A 21,588-nucleotide genomic window follows, 5' to 3' on the forward strand; every position below is an offset into this window, starting at 1 on the left:
TTGACGTGGGCCGGGTCCGGACCGCGTTGTCCGGCTCGATCCCCGCCACCCTAGCGGCAGGAGGGGGCGGGGCCGAAGCACACGTCCGCCTGCTGGACGTGCCTGCTCACCTGTGCGGACGCACCGTCAGACGGGCCGCTGACGGCACTCCGGCGATCGGGTGAACATCCGGGTCACCCGGCTGCCGCGGTCCGGTGGTCAGGCGGGCTGCTGCGCGGCCGCGATCCGCTCGTTGCGCAGCGCCTCGTACCAGCGGTCGTCGGTCGGCGGGAGAGCGTTCACGTCGAGCGCCAGCTTCAGCAGCAGGTCCGCGATGAGCGGGTTGCGGGCGAGCACCGGGCCGTGCATGTAGGTGCCGAACACGGTGTCGTTGTACGCGCCCTCGGTGCCGTCGCCGGTGCCGTTGCCCTTGCCGATCTGGACGCGGGCGAGGGGGCGGGCGGTCGGGCCGAGCTGGGTGACGCCCTGGTGGTTCTCGAAACCGGTCAGCGGCGGCAGGCCCAGGCGCGGGTCGATGTCGGCGAGGACGTCGCCGACGCACCGCTCGCCCTGGCCGCGCACCGTGGTGACGTCGAGCAGGCCGAGGCCCGGCTCGCGCTGCCCGAGGTCGTTGACGAACTCGTGGCCCAGGATCTGGTAGCCGGCGCACACCGCGAACACGATCGCGCCGTTCTGCACCGCCTGGTACAGGTGCCCGTCGCGGCGCAGCCGCTCGGCCGCGAGGCGCTGCGGCCGGTCCTCGCCGCCGCCGATGAGGTAGATGTCGCCGGAGGTCGGGATCGGCTGGTCGCTGCGCACGTCCAGGCGGGCCACGTCGAGGCCGCGCTGCCGCGCGCGGCGCTCCACGACCAGGACGTTGCCCTGGTCGCCGTAGGTGCTGAGCAGGTCCGGGTAGACCCAGACGACCCGCAGTTGGTTGTCGCTCATCACGTGATGGTTCCTCGGGGTCAGTTGCCGACGCGGCGGCGCAGGTCCTGGAAGGCGGTGTAGTTCGCGATGACCTCGATCCGGCCGGGCGGCGCCATCTGCACGGCCTGGTCGACGTTCTCGCACACCTGGAAGTGCTGGTTGGCGACCTCCAGACGCACCGCGAGGTCCAGCTTGCGGTCGCCGACGACGAAGATCGGGTGACCGGTCAGCCGGGTGTAGTCGACGTCCCACAGCCAGGAGGTGTCGGTGCCGTCGGCGCCGCGCGCGTTCACCGAGAGGATGACCGGGGTGGGCGGCGGGTCGATCAGGCTGAACGTCTCGAGCCAGCCCGCCGGGTTCTTCGCGAGCAGCAGTCGCAGGTCGCGCTGCATGAACTGGACGACGTCGTACCGTCCGGCGACGGCCTGCACCTGGTACATGCGCTCCAGCGCCACCTGCGGCGGCACGCCGAAGACGGCGGCCACGGCGGCGGACGAGGCGGCGTTGGCCTTGTTCGCGCGCCCGGGCAGCTGGAGGTGGATCGGCCAGGCGGAGCCGTGCGGGTCGAGCACGTGGTCGCCGGAGAGCACCCAGCTCGGCGTCGGCCGGCGGAAACCGCACTCGCCGCAGAACCAGTCGTCGCCCGGGCGCTGCATCACACCGCCGCAGGACGGGCAGGACCAGGCGTCGTCCTTCCACATCTGCCCGGCGGCCACCCAGACCACGTTGGGCGAGGAGGACGCGGCCCACACCACCAGCGGGTCGTCGGCGTTGGCGACGACGACGGCCTTGGAACCGGCCAGCCCCTCGCGCCAGTTCTCCGCGAGCATGCGGGTCTCGGCGGCGCGGTCGAGCTGGTCGCGGGAGAGGTTGAGCAGCGCGATGCACTTGGGGGAGGTGTCCCGGGCCACACCCGCGAGGTACTTCTCGTCGACCTCGATCACGCCGTACCTGGCCTCCGAACCGCCCGCCAGCGCCGAGGTGATGCCGGCCGGCATGTTGGCGCCGAGCGCGTTCGACACGACCGGTCCGGCGGCGCGCAGCGCCTCCGCGATCAGCCGGGTGGTCGTGGTCTTGCCGTTGGTCGCCGAGACGAGGACCACGTCCAGGTTCTGGGCGAGCCGGGCGAGGAGGTCGGGGTCGAGTTTCAGCGCCACCCGGCCGCCGATCACCGAACCGCTGCCCCGTCCCGCGGCGCGCGATGCCGCAGCGACCGCCTTGCCCGCGGTCACGGCGAGCTTGGCCCGCGGCGTGAGCGGGTCCGAGTTGCCTGCCATCAGTTCTCGATCCTCCTTGCGTACGCGCCGCGCTGAAGCCTGTCGGCAACGTGGTAGGTGGTCAGCCTATCGAGATCCATTCACACTCCCGAATCGCGGGACCGTTCCACGCCGCGTGCGGCATGCGCGTGTCAGGAAGGACCGTACCCTTGCCGCCATGCGACACGGCTCCATCCCCGGCGCCCGAGGGCGGGTCCGGGCTCTCACCCTGCTCGGCGACCCCGTCCTGCGGGAACCCTGCCGCGAGGTCACCGACTTCGGTCCCGGCCTCGCCCGCCTCGTCGAGGACATGTTCGCCACGATGTACGCGGCCCGGGGCGTGGGCCTCGCCGCCAACCAGGTCGGCGAGCCCCTGCGCGTCTTCGTCTACGACTGTCCCGACGACGAGGAGGTCCGCCACCTGGGCCACGTCGTGAACCCGCGCCTGGTGGAGGCGGACGGGATCGTCCTGCGGGGCCCGGAGGGCTGCCTGTCCCTGCCGGGCCTGGAGGCGGGGACGGAGCGCTACGACCACGCCGTGGTCGAGGGCGTCACGGTGACGGGGGAGCCGGTGCGGGTGCACGGCACGGGTTTCTTCGCGCGGTGCCTGCAGCACGAGTGCGACCACCTGGAGGGCACGGTGTACGCGGACCGGGTGACCGGCCTGCGGCGCCGGCGCCTGATGCGCCGGGTGGCGCGGGCCTCCTGGAGCCGGGCGGGATCGCCGGATTAGGGGCGCGGGGCCGTGCCGGTGCGCGGCCGCGCGGCGCGGGCCCGCCCGACGGCCCGCGGCCGTACCCGGCGCACGGCCGTCAGAACCCCGGACCGCCCGTCCTGTCACCCGCCGCCGCGAGGCGGCCCCACAGCAGGTCGGCGAGACCGCGCACCAGCTCGGCCCGGGAGCACGGCCGCTCCCCGAGCCACCAGTCGCCCGCGGCGTGCATCATCCCGACGATCCCGTGCCCCCACACCCGGGAGAGCTGCTGGCTTCCGGGCCCGAGGTCCAGCCGGTCCTCGACGACCTGGGCCAGCTCCTCACCCATGCGGCGCAGCAGCGGAGCGGAGTGTTTGCCGACGTCGAACCCCTGGTCCCCGCCCTGGCCGCCCTCGGAGGGGTGCATCAGGAACCGGTACACCTGGGGGCGGGCCTCGATGGCGGCGAGGTAGGTGTCCAGCGTGGCCTCGACCCGCTCCCGGCGCTCGGCGGGAGCGTCCAGCGCCGCCCGCAGCGAGTCCAGCAGCGCGTCCGTGTGCCGCTTGGCGAGGGCGGCGTACAGGCCGCCCTTGTCACCGAAGTGGCGGTAGAGGATCGGCTTGGTGATGCCGGCCTCGGCGGCGATGGCGTTCATCGACGCCTGCGGGCCGTCCCGGAGCACCACGCGGTCCGCGGCCTCCAGCAGCTCGCGCCGTCGGCGGTCGGCGGACCGCTGCTGCTCGGTCCGCTGCGTGGTGTCCATGTGCTCTCCCCACCCGTGCTGATTCGGTGACGCCTGCGCAAACTAACACCTGACGGCCGTCCGACATCGAACGGGCTGCCGGGGCCCATCAGGAGTTGACTTTTCCTACCGACCGGTAACAGACTCGCGTTACCGTTAGTAACGTGCGCGTCGCCGCTGGAGGGGACATGGCCGAGTTCACCATGGAGCTCAACGACGAACAGAAGGAGGTCCGCGACTGGCTGCACGGTTTCGCCGCCGACGTCATCCGCCCCGCGGCCGCCGAATGGGACGAGCGTGAGGAGACTCCCTGGCCGGTCATCCAGGAGGCCGCCAAGGTCGGCATCTACTCCCTGGACTTCTACGCCCAGCAGTACTTCGACCCCACCGGCCTCGGCATCCCGATGGCCATGGAGGAGCTGTTCTGGGGCGACGCCGGCATCGCCCTGTCCATCGTCGGCACCGGCCTCGCCGCCGTGGGCGTCCTCGCCAACGGCACCGAGGAGCAGATCGGCACCTGGATCCCCCAGATGTACGGCGACGCCAACGATGTCAAGGTGGCCGCCTTCTGCTCCTCCGAGCCCGACGCCGGCTCGGACGTCGGCTCCATGCGCACGCGTGCCGTGTACGACGAGGCCAAGGACGAGTGGGTGATCAACGGCACGAAGACCTGGGCGACCAACGGCGGCATCGCCAACGTCCACGTGGTCGTCGCGGTCGTCGACCCCGAGCTGGGCTCCAAGGGCCACGCGTCCTTCATCGTCCCGCCCGGCACGCCCGGCCTCGCCCAGGGCCAGAAGTTCAAGAAGCACGGCATCCGCGCCTCGCACACCGCCGAGGTGATCCTCGACGACGTGCGCGTCCCCGGCTCCTGCCTGCTCGGCGGCAAGGAGAAGCTGGACGAGCGGCTGGCGCGGGCCCGCGAGCGGGCCAGGACGGGCGGCGAGCGGGTGAAGAACGCGGCGATGGCCACGTTCGAGGCCTCCCGCCCGGCGGTCGGCGCGATGGCCGTCGGCACGGCCCGCGCCGCGTACGAGGTCGCCCTCGACTACGCGAAGACCCGCGAGCAGTTCGGCCGCCCGATCATCGACAACCAGGGCGTCGCCTTCCAGCTCGCGGACATGCGGACGTCCGTCGACGCGGCGCGGCTGCTGGTGTGGCGGGCGTCCTGGATGGCGATCAACGGCAAGCCGTTCACCGCGGCCGAGGGCTCGATGTCCAAGCTGTTCGCGAGTGAGACGGCCAAGAAGGTCACGGCCCAGGCCGTCCAGATCCTCGGCGGCAACGGCTACACCCGTGAGTACCCGGTGGAGCGGATGCACCGCGACAGCGCGATCTACACCATCTTCGAGGGGACGAGCGAGATCCAGCGGCTCGTCATCGCCCGGACGCTGTCCGGGATGCCGATCCGGTAGCGCCGCGGGGCGACCGTGCGATGCGGCCCGCGGCCCGTCGACGGCTGGTCGCGCAGTTCCCCGCGCCCCTCGGTCGGCTGTCCTGCCGTGCCCCTTTCCGGTGCCGATGACGGCAGCCCCCGAGGGGCGCGGGGCTGTGCCGGTGTGGGGCTCCGTCGCATGGGCGCGACCGGCCACGACGCACCCGCGCCCCCTACGGAGTGCTCCCGCTGCTGTGGGCGATGCACGCCACGTCGATCCGGTCGGCCAGCTTGGCCAGCTCGATGGTCAGGGCCGCCACGGTGTCCTCGTCCAGGTCCTCCGCCCCCGCCTCGACGAGATGCAGCCACCGACCGCCCAGTGTGCGCAGCAGCTTGCTCACGTCGGCCGCGGCCACCTGCAAGTGCCCGCGGTCGTCGACGATCAGAGGCAGAGTCACTTCGCGGTTCACAGACGGGATCGTAGCCGCGGAAGCGTCACGCACCGTGCCAAACCGTGGTGATGTTGCAGAACTCCCGGATTCCGTGCCCGGACAGCTCACGCCCGTAGCCCGACCGCTTGACCCCGCCGAACGGGAGCGCCGGGTGGGAGGCCGTCATGCCGTTGACGTAGACGCCGCCCGCCTCCAGGTCCCGCACGAAGCGGTCGACGTCGGCCTCGTCCCGCGTCCAGACGTTCGAACTCAGGCCGAACGGGGTGTCGTTGGCGATGAGGACCGCCTCGTCCAGGTCGGCGGCCCGGTACAGCGTGGCGACCGGTCCGAAGGCCTCCTCGCGGTGGATGCGCATCTCCCGGGTGACGCCGGCCAGGACGGTCGGCGGGTAGTACCAGCCGGGCCCGTCCGGCCGTTCGCCCCCGCACAGCACCGTCGCCCCGCTGCGCTTGGCGTCGTCCACCAGCTCCTCCAGGTCGTCGCGCCCCCGCTCGCTGGCCAGCGGACCGACCTCGGTGTCCTCCTCCAGCGGGTCGCCGATCCGCAGCGCCCGCATCCCCTCGGTGAAGCGTTCGGCGAACCGGTCGTACACGTCCGTGTGGACGATGAACCGCTTGGCGGCGATGCACGACTGCCCGTTGTTCTGCACGCGCGCGGTCACCGCGACCTCGGCGGCCCGGTCCACGTCCGCCGACGGCATGACCACGTACGGGTCGCTGCCGCCCAGCTCCAGCACCGTCTTCTTGATCATCTGGCTGGCGGTGGAGCCGACCGCCCGCCCGGCGGGCTCGCTGCCGGTGAGGGTGGCCGCCTTGATCCGTTCGTCGCGCAGGATGTCGTCGACCGCGGCGGAACCGATCAGCAGGGTCTGGAAGCAGCCCTCCGGGAAGCCCGCCCGGTGGAACAGGTCCTCCAGGTAGAGGGCCGTCTGCGGGACGTTCGAGGCGTGCTTGAGCAGGCCGACGTTGCCCGCCATCAGCGCGGGCGCGGCGAAGCGCACCACCTGCCACAGCGGGAAGTTCCACGGCATCACCGCGAGCACCGGGCCCATCGGCCGGTAGCGGACCAGGGCGCGCGAGGCGCCGGAGTCCTTCACGTCCGCCTCGGCCGGCTCCTCGTCGGCGAGCAGCGCCTCGGCGCGCTCGGCGTACCAGCGCATCGCCTTGGCGCACTTCGCGGCCTCCGCGCGCGCCTGCTTCACCGGCTTGCCCATCTCGGTGGTCATCACGCGCGCGATCTCGGCCCGGTCCTCGTCGAGGAGGCCGGCGGCCCGGTCGAGCAGCCGGGCGCGCTCGGCGAACGCCGTCGTGCGGTACGTGCGGAACGTGGCCTCGGCGAGCTGGAGCCGGCGTTCGAGCTCCTCCTCGCCCATCGCCTCGTACGCCTTGAGCGTCTCGCCGTTCGCCGGGTTCACCGTCGCGATGGGCATGACCGACCTCCTGGTTACTGGCTGTGCTTCGACCTTCGCGCGCCGCGCCGAGCCCCGCAACGCGTACGCGCCCGCTCGGCCCGAGTGCTCCGCCAGCCGGTCCAGAAACGCGGCCTGGGCCCTCACGACCAGCTCCCGCGCCCGGTCCAGGCCGTACCAGGCGACCCGGTCGAGCTCGGGGAACTCCCGCGTCCGCCCGGACCGCGGCGGCCACTCCATGACGAACGTGCCCGGCTCGATCGCCGCCGGGTCGAGGTCCGCCTCGACCGCCCAGACCGTGACGGTCTTGCCGTTCGCCTGCCGGACCTCCCCGAGCCGGATCGCCTCGCCGTCGGGCGGCGCGATCCCCAGCTCCTCCCGGAACTCGCGGCGGGCGGCCTCCCACGCGGACTCGTCGGGGTCGTGCTCGCCCTTGGGCACGGTCCACGCCCCGGCGTCCTTCTTCGCGAAGAACGGGCCGCCCATGTGCCCCAGCAGCACCTGCGGTCCCTCGTCGGTGCGGCGGAACAGCAGCAGGCCCGCGCTGCGCTTCGCCGTCACGGCCGCACCTGCGGGTGCGCGGCGAGCACGGTCTCCACCGTGTCGGCCTCCTCGGGGCGCTTGTCCTCGCGGTAGCGGACCACCCGGGCGAAGCGGAGGGTGACGCCGGCCGGGTAACGGGTGGAGCGCTGCAGGCCGTCGTAGGCGATCTCGACGACGAGGCGGGGGCGCACGGTCACCACCGAGCCGTCGTCCTCGACGGCCAGCTCCCGCAGGCGCTCGGTCTGCCAGGTGAGCAGCGCGTCGGTCAGACCCTTGAAGGTCTTGCCGAGCATGGCGAAGCCGCCGTCCGCGGTGCGGGCCCCGAGATGGAGGTTGGAGAGCTTGCCGGTGCGCCGCCCGTGGCCCCACTCGGCGCCCAGGACCACCAGGTCGAGGGTGTGCACGGGCTTCACCTTCAGCCAGGACGCGCCGCGCCGGCCCGCGCTGTACGACGCGTCGAGGGCCTTCACCACCACCCCCTCGTGGCCGCGCCGCAGCGTCTCCTCGAGGAAGTCCTCGGCTGCCGGGAGGTTCCCGGGGCCGGACACCACCGTGCGCCGCACCCGCATCGGCTCGGGCACCAGCCGGGCCAGCTCCGCGTGGCGCCCGGCGAACGGCAGGTCGAGCAGATCGCGGTCGTCCACGGACAGCGCGTCGAAGAAGACGGGGGAGACGGGGACGGCCCGGGCGGCCGCCGCCACGTCCACGCGGGAACCGACCCGGCCCGCGATCTCCTGGAAGGAACGGGGCCGGCCCGCGCCGTCGAAGGCGATGACCTCGCCGTCCAGGACGAACCGCTCGCCCGTCAGCCCCAGGGCGGCCGACGTCAGTTCGGGCAGGCGGTCGGTGATGTCGTCGAGGGTGCGCGTGTAGATCCGCACGCTGTCGCCGTCCCGGTGGACCTGGACGCGGATGCCGTCCAGCTTCTCCTCGACCGCGCAGGCGCCCAGCTTGCCGACGGCCTCGGCCACCGAGGACGCGGTGTGCGCCAGCATCGGCAGGACCGGGCGGCCGACGGTGAGCCGGAACCGGTCCAGGGCCGCCGGGCCGTCCGCCAGCAGCGCCCGGGCGACCGACTCGAGCGAGCCGGCCAGCATCACCGCCCGCCGGACGTCCGCCGCGGGCGCCCCGGTCGCCTGCGCCAGCCCCTCCAGCGCGACCGCGTCCAGCGCGCCCTGCCGCACCTCGCCGGTGATCAGACCGAGCAGGAAGCGCTGCTCCTGCTCGGTGGCCGCGCCCATCAACTCGCCCACCACACGGGCCCGTTCGGCCTGCGATCCGGGGCCCGCCACCTTGCCGAGCTCGGTGAGCCGGGCGTCCACCTCGCGTACCGTCAGGGACGGTTCGCCGGCCGGGGCGACCGGGCGGCCCAGCACCTTCCAGCCGACGCCGAGCCGGCCCTGCGGGAGCCGTCCGGCCAGGTAGGGGATGACGAGCGGCACCTCGTCCGCCTCCGCGTCGCGGAAGAGCTCGGCGAGCAGAGCGATCTTGCGGGAGCGCGCCGAAGCGGCGGCGACCTCCCTGGACACGTCGGCGAGCCGGGTCAGCAGCATGCAGTCAGGGTGCACCGGCGACGCCCGCTCTACACCTGCGCCCGAGCGACGGCCGCGTCCAGGTCCGCCATGAGCAGCTCTCCGTTGATCGCGGCCCCGGCCCGGTAGCCGCGGCTCGCCGCGTTGACCACCTGCTCGGCGAAGCCGGAGGCGTTGCCCACCGCCCACAGTCCCGGGACGGTCGTGAGCCCCCTGCCGTCGACGACGGGGTAGACGCCGAACGGCGTCTCCTCCGTCTCGGCGCCCAGCCGGCGCAGCAGGCCGGTCCGCGGCACCGGCCGGGGCGCGACGAAGAGGACCTCGCGGGCATGGAGGGCGCCTCCCCCCGACGGCGTGCCCGCGGCGAGCCGGACGCCCGTGAGCCGGTCCTCCTCGACCACCAGCCCGGCCACCTCGCCCGGCACCACGCGCACGCCGGCCGCCGCCAGCCGGCGCAGGTCCTGCTCGGACAGCTCCTCCTCGGCGACCGTGTGCAGGAAGAACGTCACGTCCTTCGACCACTGGGTGACCATCAGCGCCTGGTGCACGCTCAGCGGGCTCGTCGCGAGCACCCCGAACGCCCGGTCGCGCACCTCCCAGCCGTGGCAGTACGGACAGTGCAGCACGTCCCGGCCGAAGCGCCCGGCGAGGCCCTCGATCCCGGGCAGCTCGTCGCGGAGCCCGGTGGCGACGACGAGCTGCCGGGCACGGACGGTCCGGCCTCCTCCGGAGGGGGCGCCCCCGGCGAGCCGCACGGCGAAGTCCCCGTCCCGCGTGGCGTCCACCACCCGGTCCCGGACCAGCTCCACGCCGTACCGGGCGATCTCCGCACGGCCGGCCGCGAGGAACTCGGCGGGCGGCATCCCGTCCCGCGACAGGTAGCCCTGCAGGTGGGCGGCGGGCGCGTTGCGCGGCTCGCCCGCGTCGACCACCAGGGTGCGGCGCCGGGCCCGGCCCAGGACCAGGGCGGCGGACAGGCCCGCCGCCCCGCCGCCGATCACGATCACTTCGTAGGCCGCGGTGTTCCCCGGGCCGCCGGCGGTGTTCCTGGTGTGCTCGGTGTTCTCGGTCATGAGTGACCACCTCCACGGACACGGTCGCCCCGCCCCTGCCGCATTGACAAACGTGTTTGCCGAAACTGCAATGGGGTCCATGAGTGACGACGACATGGACGAGGTGCTGGCGGAGGTCGGCCCGCGGCTGCGGCGGATCCGCAAGGAGCGGGGTGCGACGCTGGCCGGGCTGTCCGAGGCGACCGGCATCTCGGTGAGCACGCTCTCCCGGCTGGAGTCGGGCCTGCGCAGGCCCAGCCTGGAGCTGCTGCTGCCGATCGCCCGGGCCCACGAGGTGGCACTCGACGAACTGGTGGGCACGCCCTCGGTGCGCGATCCGCGGGTGCGGGCCAAGCCGCTGGTCCGGCACGGGCGCACCTTCTGGCCGCTGACCCGGCAGCCCGGCGGGCTCCAGGCGTTCAAGGTGCTGGTGCCGCAGGCCACGGAGGAGCCGGACCTGCGCACCCACGAGGGCTACGAGTGGCTGTACGTGCTGTCCGGACGGCTGCGGATGGTGCTCGGGGAGCACGACGTGGTGCTGACGGCGGGGGAGGCCGTGGAGTTCGACACGCGCGTGCCGCACTGGTTCGGGTCGACGGGGGAGGGGCCGGTGGAGTTCCTCAGCCTGTTCGGACCGCAGGGGGAGCGCATGCACGTGCGGGCGCGCCCCACGCGGCGGTGAGCTGCGTCACGGGGTTCCCCGACGGGCAAGCGACCGCTTAGTATGCGATCGACCCCGGTCAGACGACCCAGTCCCGTGGAGGCTCCGCATGCAGGCATGGCAGGTGCACGAGAACGGCGAGCCGAGCGAGGTGATGCGGCTGCGGGAAGTGGAGCGGCCCACACCCGGCGACGGCCAGGTCCTGCTGAAGGTGCGCGCCGCGAACATCAACTTCCCGGACGTGCTCATGTGCCGGGGCCACTACCAGGTGCGGCCGCCGCTGCCGTTCACCCCGGGCGTGGAGATCTGCGGCGAGACCGGGGACGGCCGCCGGGTGCTCGCCACCCCGGCACTGCCGTACGGCGGTTTCGCCGAGTACGTCGTCGCGGACGAGGCGGCCCTGCTGCCCGCGCCGGACCCGCTGGACGACGCCGAGGCCGCCGCGCTGCACATCGGCTACCAGACGGGCTGGTTCGGTCTGCACCGCCGGGCCGGGCTGGAGGCCGGCGAGACGCTGCTCGTCCACGCCGCCGCGGGAGGGGTGGGCAGCGCGGCCGTGCAGCTCGGCAAGGCGGCCGGCGCGACCGTCATCGGCGTCGTGGGCGGCGCCGACAAGGCCGCCGTCGCCCGGGAGCTGGGCTGCGACGTGGTCGTCGACCGGCGCACCGAGGACGTCGTCGCCGCCGTGAAGGAGGCCACCGGCGGCCGGGGCGCGGACGTGGTCTACGACCCCGTCGGCGGCGACGCCTACACCTGGTCCACGAAGGTCGTCGCCTTCGAGGGCCGGATCGTGGTCGTCGGCTTCGCGAGCGGGACGATCCCCAGCCCCGGCCTGAACCACGCCCTCGTGAAGAACTACTCGATCCTCGGCCTCCACTGGGGCCTGTACAACACCAGGGACCCGAAGCTGGTCCGGCACTGCCACGAGCAGCTCACCGAGCTCGCCGCCCGCGGCGCGGTCAAGCCGCTGGTGAGCGAGCGCGTGCCGCTGAGCGAGGCGGCGGCAGCGGTCCAGCGGGTCGGCGACGGGACCACGACCGGACGGGTCGCCGTCGTGCCCTCCCTGGAGAACGGAGCCGCCGCATGACCGACGCAGCCGAACTCAAGCGCCGCACCGCCGACCTGCTGGCCGCGCACCCGCCCGCCACCACCGCCCGCCTCGACTTCCTCAAGGCCCGCTTCGACGCGGGACTGGCCTGGGTGCACTACCCGGAGGGTCTCGGCGGCCTCGGCGCGCCGCGGTCCCTGCAGGCCGTCGTGGACGCCGAACTGGAGGCGGCCGGCGCCCCCGACAACGACGCGCGCCGCAACGGCATCGGGCTCGGCATGGCCGCCCCGACGATCCTCAAGTACGGCACCGAGGAGCAGAAGCAGCGCTTCCTGCGGCCGCTGTGGACCGGCGAGGAGGTCTGGTGCCAGCTGTTCAGCGAGCCCGGTGCCGGCTCCGACCTCGCCGCGCTCGGCACCCGGGCCGTCCGCGAGAGCGGGGGAGAGTGGGTGGTCAACGGGCAGAAGGTGTGGACGTCCGGCGCGCACAACGCGCGCTGGGCCATCCTCATCGCCCGCACCGACCCGGACGTGCCCAAGCACGCCGGCATCACCTACTTCCTCTGCGACATGACCGACCCCGGCGTCGACGTCCGTCCGCTGCGGCAGATCACGGGCGAGGCCGAGTTCAACGAGGTCTTCCTCACCGACGTCCGCATCCCCGACTCCCACCGCCTCGGCGCGATCGGCGACGGCTGGCGGGTCGCGCAGACCACGCTCAACAACGAGCGCGTCGCCATCGGCGGCATGCGGCTGCCCCGCGAGGGCGGCATGATCGGCCCGGTCGCGAAGACCTGGCGCGAGCGTCCCGAGCTGCGCACCCACGACCTCCACCAGCGCCTGCTGAAGCTGTGGGTGGAGTCCGAGGTCGCCCGCCTCACCGCCGAGCGGCTGCGCCAGCAGCTCGTCGCCGGGCAGCCCGGCCCGGAGGGCGCCGGCATGAAGCTCGCCTTCGCCCGCCTCAACCAGGAGATCAGCGGCCTGGAGGTCGAACTCCGCGGCGCGGAAGGCCTGCTGTACGACGACTGGACCATGCGCCGCCCGGAGCTGGTGGACTTCACCGGGCGCGACGCCGGATACCGCTACCTGCGCTCCAAGGGCAACAGCATCGAGGGCGGGACCAGCGAGGTCCTGCTGAACATCGTCGCCGAGCGCGTGCTGGGCCTGCCCGCCGAGCCGCGCACCGACAAGGACGTCGCGTGGAAGGACCTGTCCCGATGAAGCCGCAGCCGACGCAGCCCGACCTGCTGTACTCGGAGGAGGAAGAGGCGCTCAGGGCGGCCGTGCGGGACCTGCTGGCCGACCACTGCGACGCCCCGGGCGTGATCGCCCGCACCGAGTCGGACACCCCGTACGACCCGGCGGCCTGGAAGGCGCTCGCCGAGGGCATGGGCCTCGCGGGCCTGCTGATCCCGGAGGCCCACGGCGGTCAGGGGGCCACGCACCGCGAAGTCGCCGTCGTCCTGGAGGAACTGGGCCGCGCGGTCGCGCCCGTGCCCTATCTGACCAGTGCCGTGGTCGCCACGGAGGCGCTGCTCGCCTGCGGTGACGGGGAACTGCTCGGCAGGCTGGCGTCCGGCCGGACCGTGGGCGCGCTGGCGGTCGGGCTGCACACCGCTCCCGGCGCCGCCCCCACGGCCGTGCGCGTCGAAGGGGGCGCTCTGCACGGGGAGGTGACCGGCGTCGCGGACGCGGCGGCCGCCGACGTGCTGCTGGTGCCCGCCGAGGACGGCGGCCTGTACGCGGTCTCCGCGGCGGACACGGACACGGTGACCGTCACCCCGCAGGTCTCCTTCGACCTCACCCGCCCGCTGGCCGCCGTCACCCTCACCGGCGCCCCCGGCCGCCGCCTCGGCGACGCCGGACCCGCCGTGCGCCGGGCCCTGCGCGCCGGCGCCGGACTGCTCGCCTCCGAGCAACTGGGACTCGCCGACTGGCTGTTGACCGAGACCGTGCGCTACCTCAAGGAGCGCAAGCAGTTCAACCGGCCGGTCGGCGGCTTCCAGGCGCTCAAGCACCGGCTCGCCCAGCTGTGGCTGGAGGTCGTCAACCTCCGTGCCGCCGCCCGGGGCGCGGCCGACGCGCTGGCGAGCGGGGAGGACGCCGACCTCGCGGTGGCCGTCGCGCAGGCCTACGCGGCCGGTGTCGCCGTCCACGCCGCCGAGGAGGCGCTGCAACTGCACGCCGGCATCGGCATGACGTGGGAGCACCCGATCCACCTGTACCTCAAGCGGGCCAAGGCCGACTCGATCGCCTACGGCACGGCCGGCGCCCACCGGTCGGCCGTGGCCGAACTGGTCGATCTGCGAGCCCCCTGACGGCCACCGCCGTTCACCGGACGAAGCCCGCCCCACCTGGGGCGGGCTTTCCCGTGCCGCCCGGCGGACCGGGTGAACGGACGACGGCGGTCCGGCCAACTCCTGTCACGTACAGGCACTTTGACTGACGCACGGCCCCATACTCCCTGTGGCTCGCACCCGCCCCGCAGGGAGGATCACCATGGCCCACGTCACCCGCCGCAGAGTGCTCACCGGTCTCGCCGCGACCTCCGCCGCCGTCCTCGCGTCGCCCGCGGGCAGCGCGTTCGCCGACGGACAGCGGCCCGGCCCCCGCCCGCTGTGGCGCGCCCACGCCCACAACGACTACGAGCACCCCCGCCCCCTCCTCGACGCCCTCGACCACCGCTTCGGCAGCGTCGAGGCCGACATCTTCCTCGTCGACGGCGAACTCCTCATCGCCCACTCGGCGGACCAGCTCGACCCCGCCCGCACCCTGGAGTCCCTCTACCTCGCTCCGCTCGCCGCCCGCGTCGAGGCCCACCACGGCAGCGTGTACCGGGGTCACCGGCAGTCGCTGCAACTCCTCGTCGACATCAAGACCGAGGGCTCGTCCACCTACCTCGCCCTGGACGAACTGCTGAAGCGCTACCGGCACCTCTTCACCACGTACGCCCACGGCCGGATCCACCGCGGCCCGGTCACCGCCGTCGTCTCCGGCGACCGCGCGGCCCGCGCCCCCATGGAGGCGCAGACCGCGCGCCGGGCCTTCTACGACGGCCGCCTCACGGATCTCGGCGCCTCGCAGGCCTCCTTCGCCGCGCTGATCAGCGACAACTGGACGCTGAACTTCACCTGGCAGGGCGTCGGGGCCTTCCCCGACGCGGAGCGCGCAAAGCTGCGCGGGATCGTCGGCGCGGCGCACGCGCGCGGCCAGAGGGTACGGTTCTGGGCCACCCCGGACGTGCCGGGCCCCGCCCGGGACGCGCTGTGGGGCGAACTCCTCGCCGCCGGCGTCGACCACCTCAACACCGACGACCTCGCCGGCCTGGAGGCCTTCCTCGACGTCCACCGGCCGGCCTAGACGACCGTGGACACCACTCGTTCGGCGGACAGGTCAGCCGCACGGACGAACCCTCCGCTACGCCACACTTGCGGCCGAATGCCGCGAAAGCGGACGTGGCGGAGGAGGCTGTCGTGGTCGTTTCCCTTTCCGTGGTGGTGCTGCTGCTGATCCTGGCGGTGATCTTCCTGCGCAACGGCGGACTGAAGGTCTCGCACGCCCTGGTCTGTCTGCTGCTCGGGTTCCTCCTGGCCGGCACCAGCATGGCCCCCACCATCCACAGCGGCCTCACGGCGACGGCCGACCTCGTCGGCGGCCTGCGGCCGTGAGGCCGTCCGGGGATCACTGCGTGAAGACGCCGATCCCGTTCGGCACCGGACGTTCCGTGCCGTCGGAGGGGTGGTTGCGGACCGTGACCCCCGACGCGCCCGACGCCCGGGCGACGAGCGTCGACGATCCGCCGCCGTCCAGGCTGAAGCCCTCGGTGGCTCCGAGGCTTTTCAGCGCCTGGGCGACCTCGGCGATCGTCAGGCCCTTGCGGTAGGCGGCCGCGCCGTCCACCGCGAACAGCAGCACGCGCTGTCCCCCGTTCGCGAGGCCCACCGCCGTCCGCACGGCCGAGGTCCGGGTGTCCAGCCCGGTCAGGGCCTTGCCGCCGGAGAGCACCGGGTAGCCGCCGAGGGCGAAGCGGTACGCCCGCCGCGACGCGGCCGTCAGCGTGTGCCGCACGGTCGCCCGCTGCCCCTTGACGAGCCCCCGCAGCCGCTGCGCGCCCGCCTCACGGCCGACGAGCACGGTGGTGCCCGGGGCGATGGCGCCGCTGCCCGGAGTGGCCGAGGCCGACACCACCACCCCCTTCCGCACGGTCACCTCGTAGGTGTTCGTGCTGCACGGCGCGGCCCGCTCGGTGTCCGTGCCGCAGGTGGCCCGCAGCCGGGAGACGCTGCCCCAGTCGGACGTGTACGCGCCGATGGAGTCCTCCGCCAGCGCGTACTGGTTCAGCCCGCCCAGCGGGAAGAGACGGCCGGGGGCGCTGACGGACCCCTCGAGCGTCAGGCTGTCGAGCCGGGCCCGTCCGTCGGTGCTCACGCCGACGACGTCCTTCGTCGTGGCCCCCGGCGGCAGTTCGGGACCGAACCGCTGACCGTCCGGGACGGCGCCCTTGAGCGCCTTCCCGTCGCCGATCGCCGGGCCCACGGCGGCGCCGGTCGCGGTGACGCCCGGGTGCTGGACCTCGGAGATGTTGAAGAAGTCGCCGTTGACGCCGGCGACGGCCTTCTGCGCCGTGGCCATCCGGGAGACGGGCGCCCGGGCGGCGACCTTCCCCGGGTGGAGCAGGCCGAGGCGGACGTGGGTGTTCGTCAGGTCGACGCTCAGCACGTGGACATGGGTGGTGCCGGCCGCGGCCGGCAGGTTGTACTGACGGTAGGCCACGCCCGCCGCGATGGTGGTCCAGGTGGCGGCGCCGGCCGGTGCGGCCCCCACCAGCATGCCGCCGGCCAGGACGCCGAGAGCGGTCGTCACGGTGAGCGTCCTCGTGCGCGCCCCGGACCGTTGTTGATGCCGTGTCACGGACCCCCCTGTGCAGTTCGAGCCGCAACTCTCTCACGACCTGCGAGGAGTGCGGCCGGGGGGCCGGTTCCCGCCACGAGAACGAGTGAGGGAGGGCGTGACGTCGACCGCCCCGCCCACGCGGTGGGGCGATGTGCGCGTGCGTCGGCCACGGGCCGCGCGGGCACGGTCCGTCAAGTCCCCTGGGACGGCGGTCGGTCGACGGGACGGCCGCAGCTCCGGGGCCCGGCCGGGATCATCCGGCCGGGGCGGGGTCCGCGTACGGCGTGAAGTGGGCCGGGGCGTGGTCGACGGGCAGGTCCGGACGCCAGGCGGTGAGGGCCTGGGCGCTGCACACGAACAGGGACGGCGGCAGCCGGTCCAGGGGGTACCAGCGCCAGTCGCCGACGCGTTCGCCGGGCTGGTCGGCCGGCTCGCCCCGCCAGTCGGTGACGACGGCGCCGACCGTGACGCGGACGACTCCGCCGGCGTCGTCGAGGAGCGTGCCCAGCAGCCGGACGTCCGAGGGGCGCGCCCGCAGCCCGGTCTCCTCCCGCAGCTCCCGCACGACCGTCTCCCGGAGCGACTCGCCGGGCTCCACCGTGCCGCCGGGCAGCTCCCAGGTGCCCCGCCGGTGGCGGCCCAGGAGCAGCCCGCGCGGGCCGTGCAGGATGGCGCCGACGCCCAGGGCCGCGTGCGCCACGGGCGGCCGGGCCGTGCGCGGGCGGGAGGAGACCCGCACGGGCCGGCGGGCCCGGAGGACGCGGTAGGAGGCGAGGCCGGCGGGGTCCGGCGACGGTACCTCCACCACCTCCTCGACGCGCAGACCGTGCTCGGCGAGCAGCTCCTGCCACACCTCGGGGGCGAGCACCCACCTGCGGACCGTCGTCCGCCCGCCACCCGCGAACACCAGGGGCTCGGGCCGGGCCACGACCCCGGCCGACGGTCCCTCGCCGTGCCCGTCGGTGTGCGGCACCGAGAAGCACAGCGTCCCGCCGGGCGTCAGCGCCGTCGCCAGCGCGGGCAGCAGACGGCGCGGATCGACGTACGGCACGGCGCCGACCGAGTAGACGACGTCGTACGGCCGCGCGGTGCGCAGGTGGTCCACGGCGTCCGCGTGGACGAGGCGCAGACCGGGGAGCGAGCCGTAGCGGGCCCGGGCCCGCTCGACCTGGCCCCGCGCGGAGTCGACCGCGTCCACCTCGGCGCCGTACGCGCGCACCAGGCGGGCGGCGTGCCGGCCGATGCCGCAGCCGAGGTCCAGGACGCGCCGCCCCCGCAGATCCCCGAGGAAGGAGTCGTCCGGTCCCGCGCCCGGGAACCCCCAGTCGATCCGCTCCGCCTCCGGCACGACCGTGCCGCGCCGCAGGTGGTGTTCCGCGTAGGCCTGCCAGGCCTCGGCGTTGACGGCCTCCGGGCCGTCCGGGACGAAGGGGTGCGGCACGGTCGGCCTCCTGGGTGCTGAGCGGCTGGCCCGGGGATCCTTACCGGCGGCCGGGGCGGACAATCCCCGGTTCCGCCCGCGGCGCGCGAGGCCGGGGGAACGGGGTACTCGCCCGGGGCAAGCGGTTCGGACGGTGGAGGTGACGTCGTGGTGAAACGGCCCGATCGCATCGAGAACCCCTGGGGGGAGCGCACCCCCTACGGTCCCGGCACCCCCTGGCCGGCCCGCACCGACCTCCACCTGGCCGACGGGCTCACCGAGGACGACGTGGAGCGGTGGGTGCCCACCGCCTCGCTGCTGCACTCCAACGGCGACGCCATGGACATCGCCGTACGGGACGGACGGATCGTCGGGGTGCGCGGCAGGGCCGGCGACCGCGTCAACCGGGGCCGGCTGGGACCCAAGGACCTGTACGGCTGGCAGGCCAACCACTCCCCGGACCGGCTCACCCGGCCGCTGGTGCGCGAGGGCGGACGGCTCGTGGAGTGCGACTGGGACACCGCCCTGGACCGGGTCGTGTCCCGCAGCCGGGAGCTGCTGGACGAGCAGGGACCCGGCGCCCTCGGCTTCTACACCACCGGCCAGCTCTTCCTGGAGGAGTACTACACGCTCTCCGTGCTCGCCCACGCCGGCATCGGCACCAGCCACCTGGACGGCAACACCCGCCTGTGCACCGCCACGGCCGGCGAGGCGCTGAAGGAGTCGTTCGGCTGCGACGGGCAGCCCGGCTCCTACGAGGACATCGACCACGCCGACACCATCGCCCTGTTCGGACACAACATGGCCGAGACGCAGACGGTGCTGTGGGCCCGCATCCTGGACCGGCTCGCCGGCCCCGAGCCGCCCACGCTGCTGTGCGTCGACCCGCGCGGCACGCACGTGGCCCGCCACGCCCATCTGCACCTCGCGCCCCGCCCCGGCACCAACGTCGCCCTCCTCAACGCCCTGCTGCACGAGCTGATCCGCACCGACCGGATCGACCGGACCTACATCGAGCGGCACACCGTCGGCTTCGAGGAACTCGTCGCCGCGACCGCGCGGTGCACCCCGAAGTGGGCGGCCGGCATCTGCGACGTCCCGGCCGCCGCCGTCGAACGGGCGGCGGAGATCCTCGGCGGCGCCGAACGGCTGCTGTCGACGGTCCTTCAGGGCGTCTACCAGTCCCACCAGGCCACCGCGGCCGCCGTCCAGGTCAACAACCTGCACCTGATCCGGGGCATGCTGGGCCGCCCCGGCTGCGGCCTGCTCCAGATGAACGGGCAGCCCACCGCGGAGAACACCCGCGAGTGCGGCGCCGACGGCGATCTGCCCGGCTTCCGCAACTGGGAGAACGACGCCCACGTCGCCGACCTGGCCCGGATCTGGAACGTGGAGCCCGAGCGCATCCCGCACCACGGGCCGCCCACTCACGCGATGCAGATCTTCCGCTACGCCGAACAGGGCTCGATCCGCATGCTGTGGATCACGGGCACCAACCCGGCGGTGTCCCTGCCGGAGCTGTCGCGCATCCGCTCGATCCTCGCCCAGGAGCGGCTGTTCGTCGTCGTCCAGGACATCTTCCTCACCGAGACCGCGCAGTTCGCGGACGTCGTCCTGCCCGCCGCGACCTGGGGCGAGAAGACCGGCGCCTTCACCAACGCCGACCGCACCGTCCACCTCTCGGAGAAGGCCGTCGACCCGCCCGGCGAGGCCCGCCCCGACCTCGACATCTTCCTGGCCTACGCCGCCCGCATGGACTTCCGGGACAAGGACGGCGGCCCGCTGATCCCCTGGCACGACCCCGAGTCGGCGTTCCGGGCCTGGCAGCGGTGCAGCGCGGGCCGCCCCTGCGACTACACCGGCCTGACCTACGACCGCCTGCGCGAGGGCGGCGTCCAGTGGCCCTGCACCGCCGAGAGCCCCGACGGCACCCCGCGCCTCTACACCGACGGCGTCGCCTTCGCCCACCCCGACACCTGCGAGAGCTACGGCAAGGACCTCGTCACCGGGGCGGCGGTGGACGCCGTCGAGTACCGCTCCCTCAACCCGGACGGCAAGGCCGTCATCAAGGCCGCGGAGTACCTGCCCCCGCACGAGGACGCGTCGCCCGACTTCCCCCTCCAGCTGATCACGGGACGGACCGTGTACCACTTCCACACCCGCACGAAGACCGGCCGCGCGCCCGAACTCGACGCCGCCGCCCCCGACGTGTGGGCGGAGCTGTCCCCCGCCGAGGCCTCCCGGCAGGGCCTGGCCGACGGCGACCTCGTGCAGATCACCACCCCGCGCGGCCGGGTGCGGGCCCGGTTGCGGACCACCGTCATGCGCGACGGCACGGTCTTCCTGCCGTTCCACTACGGCTACTGGGACACGCCCGAGGGGCACCGCCCGCCCGACGACGGCGCCGGGCGGGCCGCCAACGAGACGACGGTCACCGACTGGGACCCGGTGTCCAAGCAGCCCCTGTTCAAGACCGCGGCGGCCGCCGTCACGCTGGTCGCCCGCCGGGACGCCGGAAACGCCGGCAACGCGGAAGGGGACCGGACATGACGACCGCGGGACTGACCACGACCCTGCGCGTCCTGCACGACGGCGAGCGCGCCCTGGAGCGGGACCTGCTGGCCGCGGCGGAGCGCCACCGCGCCGAGCACGAGGTCCACCACGTCGCGACGGACCTCGCCCGCTGGTCCCGCGAGCACACCGCCCGGCTGGCCGAAGCGGGCCGCGGCCACGGCCTCGACCTGTCCGGGCCGCCGGACGACCCGGCCCCCGGCGCGCTCGCCGCCCTGCGCGAGAAGACCGCCGAAGCGCTCGGCCGGCGGCCGGAGCCGGGCCTGCTCCTCCTGCACGACCTGCGCGACCTCCACCTGGCGGCCGCCCGCAACTCGCTGCACTGGGAGATGCTCGGTCAGGCGGCCCAGGCGATGCGCGACCGGGACCTCCTGGATCTGGTCAGCTCGTGCCATCCGCAGACGCTGCGCCAGATGCGGTGGACGAACACCCTGATCAAGGTGCAGGCGCCCCAGGTGCTGACGGCGGTCTAGCCGTCGCCGGCCGGCCGCTCGGCCAGGCGCGGGCGCACGGGGTGCTTGCTCAGGACGGACACCCGGTTGAAGGCGTTGATGGTGACCGCCACCCAGATCAGCGCCGAGATCTGGTCCTCGGTGAGGACCTCGAGGGCCTCGGCGTACGCGGTCTCCTGCGCGGCGGCGTCGGACGGGACGGTGGTCGCCTCCGCGAGCGCCAGCGCCGCGCGCTCCAGCGGGCTGAACAGGTCGGTGTCCCGCCAGGCCGCGAGCACCCCCAGCCGCCGGGTCGTCTCGCCCTCGCGCAGGGCGGCCCTCGTGTGCACGTCGAGGCAGTACGCGCAGCCGTTGAGCTGCGAGACGCGCAGGTTGACCAGCTCCACGACGGTACGCTCCAGGCCCGCGTCGGCGGCGGTCGCGCGCACGGCCTCGGACGTCTGGACCAGCGCGTGGTAGGCCTTGGGGCTCTGCTTGTCGATGAAGATACGCCGAGTCATAGTTGAATATCTAACATTCTTGGGAGAGGGCAGGGGCCGGGATGGAACCGACGAGAGGTGGCCCGCAGTGAGCAAGGCCGA

The 21,588-nt window shown here is 74.0% G+C and carries 20 protein-coding genes and 1 pseudogene; 10 read left to right on the plus strand and 11 right to left on the minus strand.

Annotation, left to right across the window (positions count from 1 at the left end):
- Window positions 1–198: 198 nt before the first annotated feature.
- On the minus strand, window positions 199–927 hold the full coding sequence (locus tag ACH4F6_RS27490) for a type 1 glutamine amidotransferase (RefSeq protein ID WP_397963018.1): 729 nt from the start codon (window positions 925–927) through the stop codon (window positions 199–201).
- A gap of 20 nt (window positions 928–947) precedes the next feature.
- On the minus strand, window positions 948–2,186 hold the full coding sequence (locus ACH4F6_RS27495; protein WP_397963019.1) for a MurT ligase domain-containing protein: 1,239 nt from the start codon (window positions 2,184–2,186) through the stop codon (window positions 948–950).
- A gap of 157 nt (window positions 2,187–2,343) precedes the next feature.
- On the opposite strand from ACH4F6_RS27495, the gene def reads away from it, so the two are divergent.
- Window positions 2,344–2,898: a peptide deformylase gene (gene def, locus ACH4F6_RS27500; protein ID WP_397963020.1), complete on the plus strand. Its 555-nt coding sequence runs from the start codon at window positions 2,344–2,346 to the stop codon at window positions 2,896–2,898.
- A 79-nt stretch (window positions 2,899–2,977) separates the two neighbouring features.
- On the opposite strand, the gene ACH4F6_RS27505 is transcribed toward def, so the two are convergent.
- Window positions 2,978–3,622 carry a TetR family transcriptional regulator gene (locus ACH4F6_RS27505; RefSeq protein WP_397963021.1) on the minus strand — a complete coding sequence of 215 codons (645 nt, stop codon included), beginning with the start codon at window positions 3,620–3,622 and terminating at the stop codon, window positions 2,978–2,980.
- 167 nt (window positions 3,623–3,789) lie between these two features.
- Here ACH4F6_RS27505 and ACH4F6_RS27510 point away from each other — a divergent pair, with 167 nt between their 5' ends.
- Window positions 3,790–5,016, plus strand: a complete 1,227-nt coding sequence (locus ACH4F6_RS27510) for an acyl-CoA dehydrogenase family protein (RefSeq protein ID WP_397963126.1) — start codon at window positions 3,790–3,792, stop codon at window positions 5,014–5,016.
- 193 nt (window positions 5,017–5,209) lie between these two features.
- Here ACH4F6_RS27510 and ACH4F6_RS27515 read toward each other — a convergent pair whose 3' ends face one another.
- The 5 genes and pseudogenes from ACH4F6_RS27515 to ACH4F6_RS27535 form a co-directional block, all read right to left on the minus strand.
- Window positions 5,210–5,446 (minus strand): DUF6213 family protein, encoded by a 237-nt coding sequence (locus tag ACH4F6_RS27515; protein WP_397963022.1) that lies wholly within the window; start codon window positions 5,444–5,446, stop codon window positions 5,210–5,212.
- 25 nt (window positions 5,447–5,471) lie between these two features.
- Window positions 5,472–6,857 carry an NADP-dependent succinic semialdehyde dehydrogenase gene (locus ACH4F6_RS27520; protein ID WP_397963127.1) on the minus strand — a complete coding sequence of 462 codons (1,386 nt, stop codon included), beginning with the start codon at window positions 6,855–6,857 and terminating at the stop codon, window positions 5,472–5,474.
- Window positions 6,858–6,971: 114 nt separating this feature from the next.
- Window positions 6,972–7,397: pseudogene (locus ACH4F6_RS27525) on the minus strand (NUDIX domain-containing protein); the annotation flags it as partial.
- Window positions 7,394–8,932 (minus strand): ATP-dependent DNA ligase, encoded by a 1,539-nt coding sequence (locus ACH4F6_RS27530; protein WP_397963023.1) that lies wholly within the window; start codon window positions 8,930–8,932, stop codon window positions 7,394–7,396. The gene ACH4F6_RS27530 and the pseudogene ACH4F6_RS27525, both read right to left, overlap by 4 nt.
- A gap of 29 nt (window positions 8,933–8,961) precedes the next feature.
- Complete coding sequence (locus tag ACH4F6_RS27535; protein WP_397963024.1) at window positions 8,962–9,984, minus strand: NAD(P)/FAD-dependent oxidoreductase; 1,023 nt, start codon at window positions 9,982–9,984, stop codon at window positions 8,962–8,964.
- Between the two features lie 79 nt (window positions 9,985–10,063).
- On the opposite strand from ACH4F6_RS27535, the gene ACH4F6_RS27540 reads away from it, so the two are divergent.
- The 6 genes from ACH4F6_RS27540 to ACH4F6_RS27565 all read left to right on the plus strand — a co-directional run bounded on the left by ACH4F6_RS27540 (window position 10,064) and on the right by ACH4F6_RS27565 (window position 15,339).
- The gene (locus tag ACH4F6_RS27540) at window positions 10,064–10,645 is read left to right on the plus strand and encodes a helix-turn-helix domain-containing protein (RefSeq protein WP_397963025.1); all 582 of its coding nucleotides are present in this window, start codon (window positions 10,064–10,066) and stop codon (window positions 10,643–10,645) included.
- Between the two features lie 88 nt (window positions 10,646–10,733).
- The gene (locus tag ACH4F6_RS27545; protein WP_397963026.1) at window positions 10,734–11,711 is read left to right on the plus strand and encodes an NADPH:quinone oxidoreductase family protein; all 978 of its coding nucleotides are present in this window, start codon (window positions 10,734–10,736) and stop codon (window positions 11,709–11,711) included.
- Window positions 11,708–12,892 (plus strand): acyl-CoA dehydrogenase family protein, encoded by a 1,185-nt coding sequence (locus tag ACH4F6_RS27550; protein WP_397963027.1) that lies wholly within the window; start codon window positions 11,708–11,710, stop codon window positions 12,890–12,892. Before ACH4F6_RS27545 ends, ACH4F6_RS27550 begins: the two co-directional genes overlap by 4 nt.
- Window positions 12,889–13,989, plus strand: coding sequence for an acyl-CoA dehydrogenase family protein (locus tag ACH4F6_RS27555; protein WP_397963028.1), 1,101 nt, complete (start codon window positions 12,889–12,891; stop codon window positions 13,987–13,989). Before ACH4F6_RS27550 ends, ACH4F6_RS27555 begins: the two co-directional genes overlap by 4 nt.
- Window positions 13,990–14,170: 181 nt before the next feature.
- Window positions 14,171–15,031, plus strand: a complete 861-nt coding sequence (locus tag ACH4F6_RS27560; protein WP_397963029.1) for a phosphatidylinositol-specific phospholipase C/glycerophosphodiester phosphodiesterase family protein — start codon at window positions 14,171–14,173, stop codon at window positions 15,029–15,031.
- Window positions 15,032–15,144: 113 nt separating this feature from the next.
- Window positions 15,145–15,339, plus strand: a complete 195-nt coding sequence (locus ACH4F6_RS27565; protein WP_397963030.1) for a hypothetical protein — start codon at window positions 15,145–15,147, stop codon at window positions 15,337–15,339.
- Between the two features lie 13 nt (window positions 15,340–15,352).
- Here the strand turns inward: ACH4F6_RS27565 and ACH4F6_RS27570 are convergent, their stop codons facing one another.
- On the minus strand, window positions 15,353–16,582 hold the full coding sequence (locus tag ACH4F6_RS27570; protein WP_397963031.1) for a phosphodiester glycosidase family protein: 1,230 nt from the start codon (window positions 16,580–16,582) through the stop codon (window positions 15,353–15,355).
- 235 nt (window positions 16,583–16,817) lie between these two features.
- Window positions 16,818–18,005, minus strand: coding sequence for a bifunctional class I SAM-dependent methyltransferase/NUDIX hydrolase (locus tag ACH4F6_RS27575; RefSeq protein WP_397963032.1), 1,188 nt, complete (start codon window positions 18,003–18,005; stop codon window positions 16,818–16,820).
- Window positions 18,006–18,152: 147 nt separating this feature from the next.
- Here ACH4F6_RS27575 and ACH4F6_RS27580 point away from each other — a divergent pair, with 147 nt between their 5' ends.
- Both ACH4F6_RS27580 and ACH4F6_RS27585 read left to right on the plus strand, forming a co-directional pair.
- Window positions 18,153–20,534, plus strand: a complete 2,382-nt coding sequence (locus ACH4F6_RS27580) for a molybdopterin oxidoreductase family protein (protein ID WP_397963033.1) — start codon at window positions 18,153–18,155, stop codon at window positions 20,532–20,534.
- The gene (locus tag ACH4F6_RS27585) at window positions 20,531–21,028 is read left to right on the plus strand and encodes a hypothetical protein (RefSeq protein ID WP_397963034.1); all 498 of its coding nucleotides are present in this window, start codon (window positions 20,531–20,533) and stop codon (window positions 21,026–21,028) included. Before ACH4F6_RS27580 ends, ACH4F6_RS27585 begins: the two co-directional genes overlap by 4 nt.
- On the opposite strand, the gene ACH4F6_RS27590 is transcribed toward ACH4F6_RS27585, so the two are convergent.
- Complete coding sequence (locus ACH4F6_RS27590) at window positions 21,025–21,507, minus strand: carboxymuconolactone decarboxylase family protein (RefSeq protein ID WP_397963035.1); 483 nt, start codon at window positions 21,505–21,507, stop codon at window positions 21,025–21,027. The two genes, ACH4F6_RS27585 and ACH4F6_RS27590, sit on opposite strands and share 4 nt — an antisense overlap.
- Window positions 21,508–21,588 lie beyond the last annotated feature (81 nt).

It is taken from the genome of Streptomyces sp. NPDC017936, from assembly GCF_044328485.1.
GTDB lineage: Bacteria > Actinomycetota > Actinomycetes > Streptomycetales > Streptomycetaceae > Streptomyces.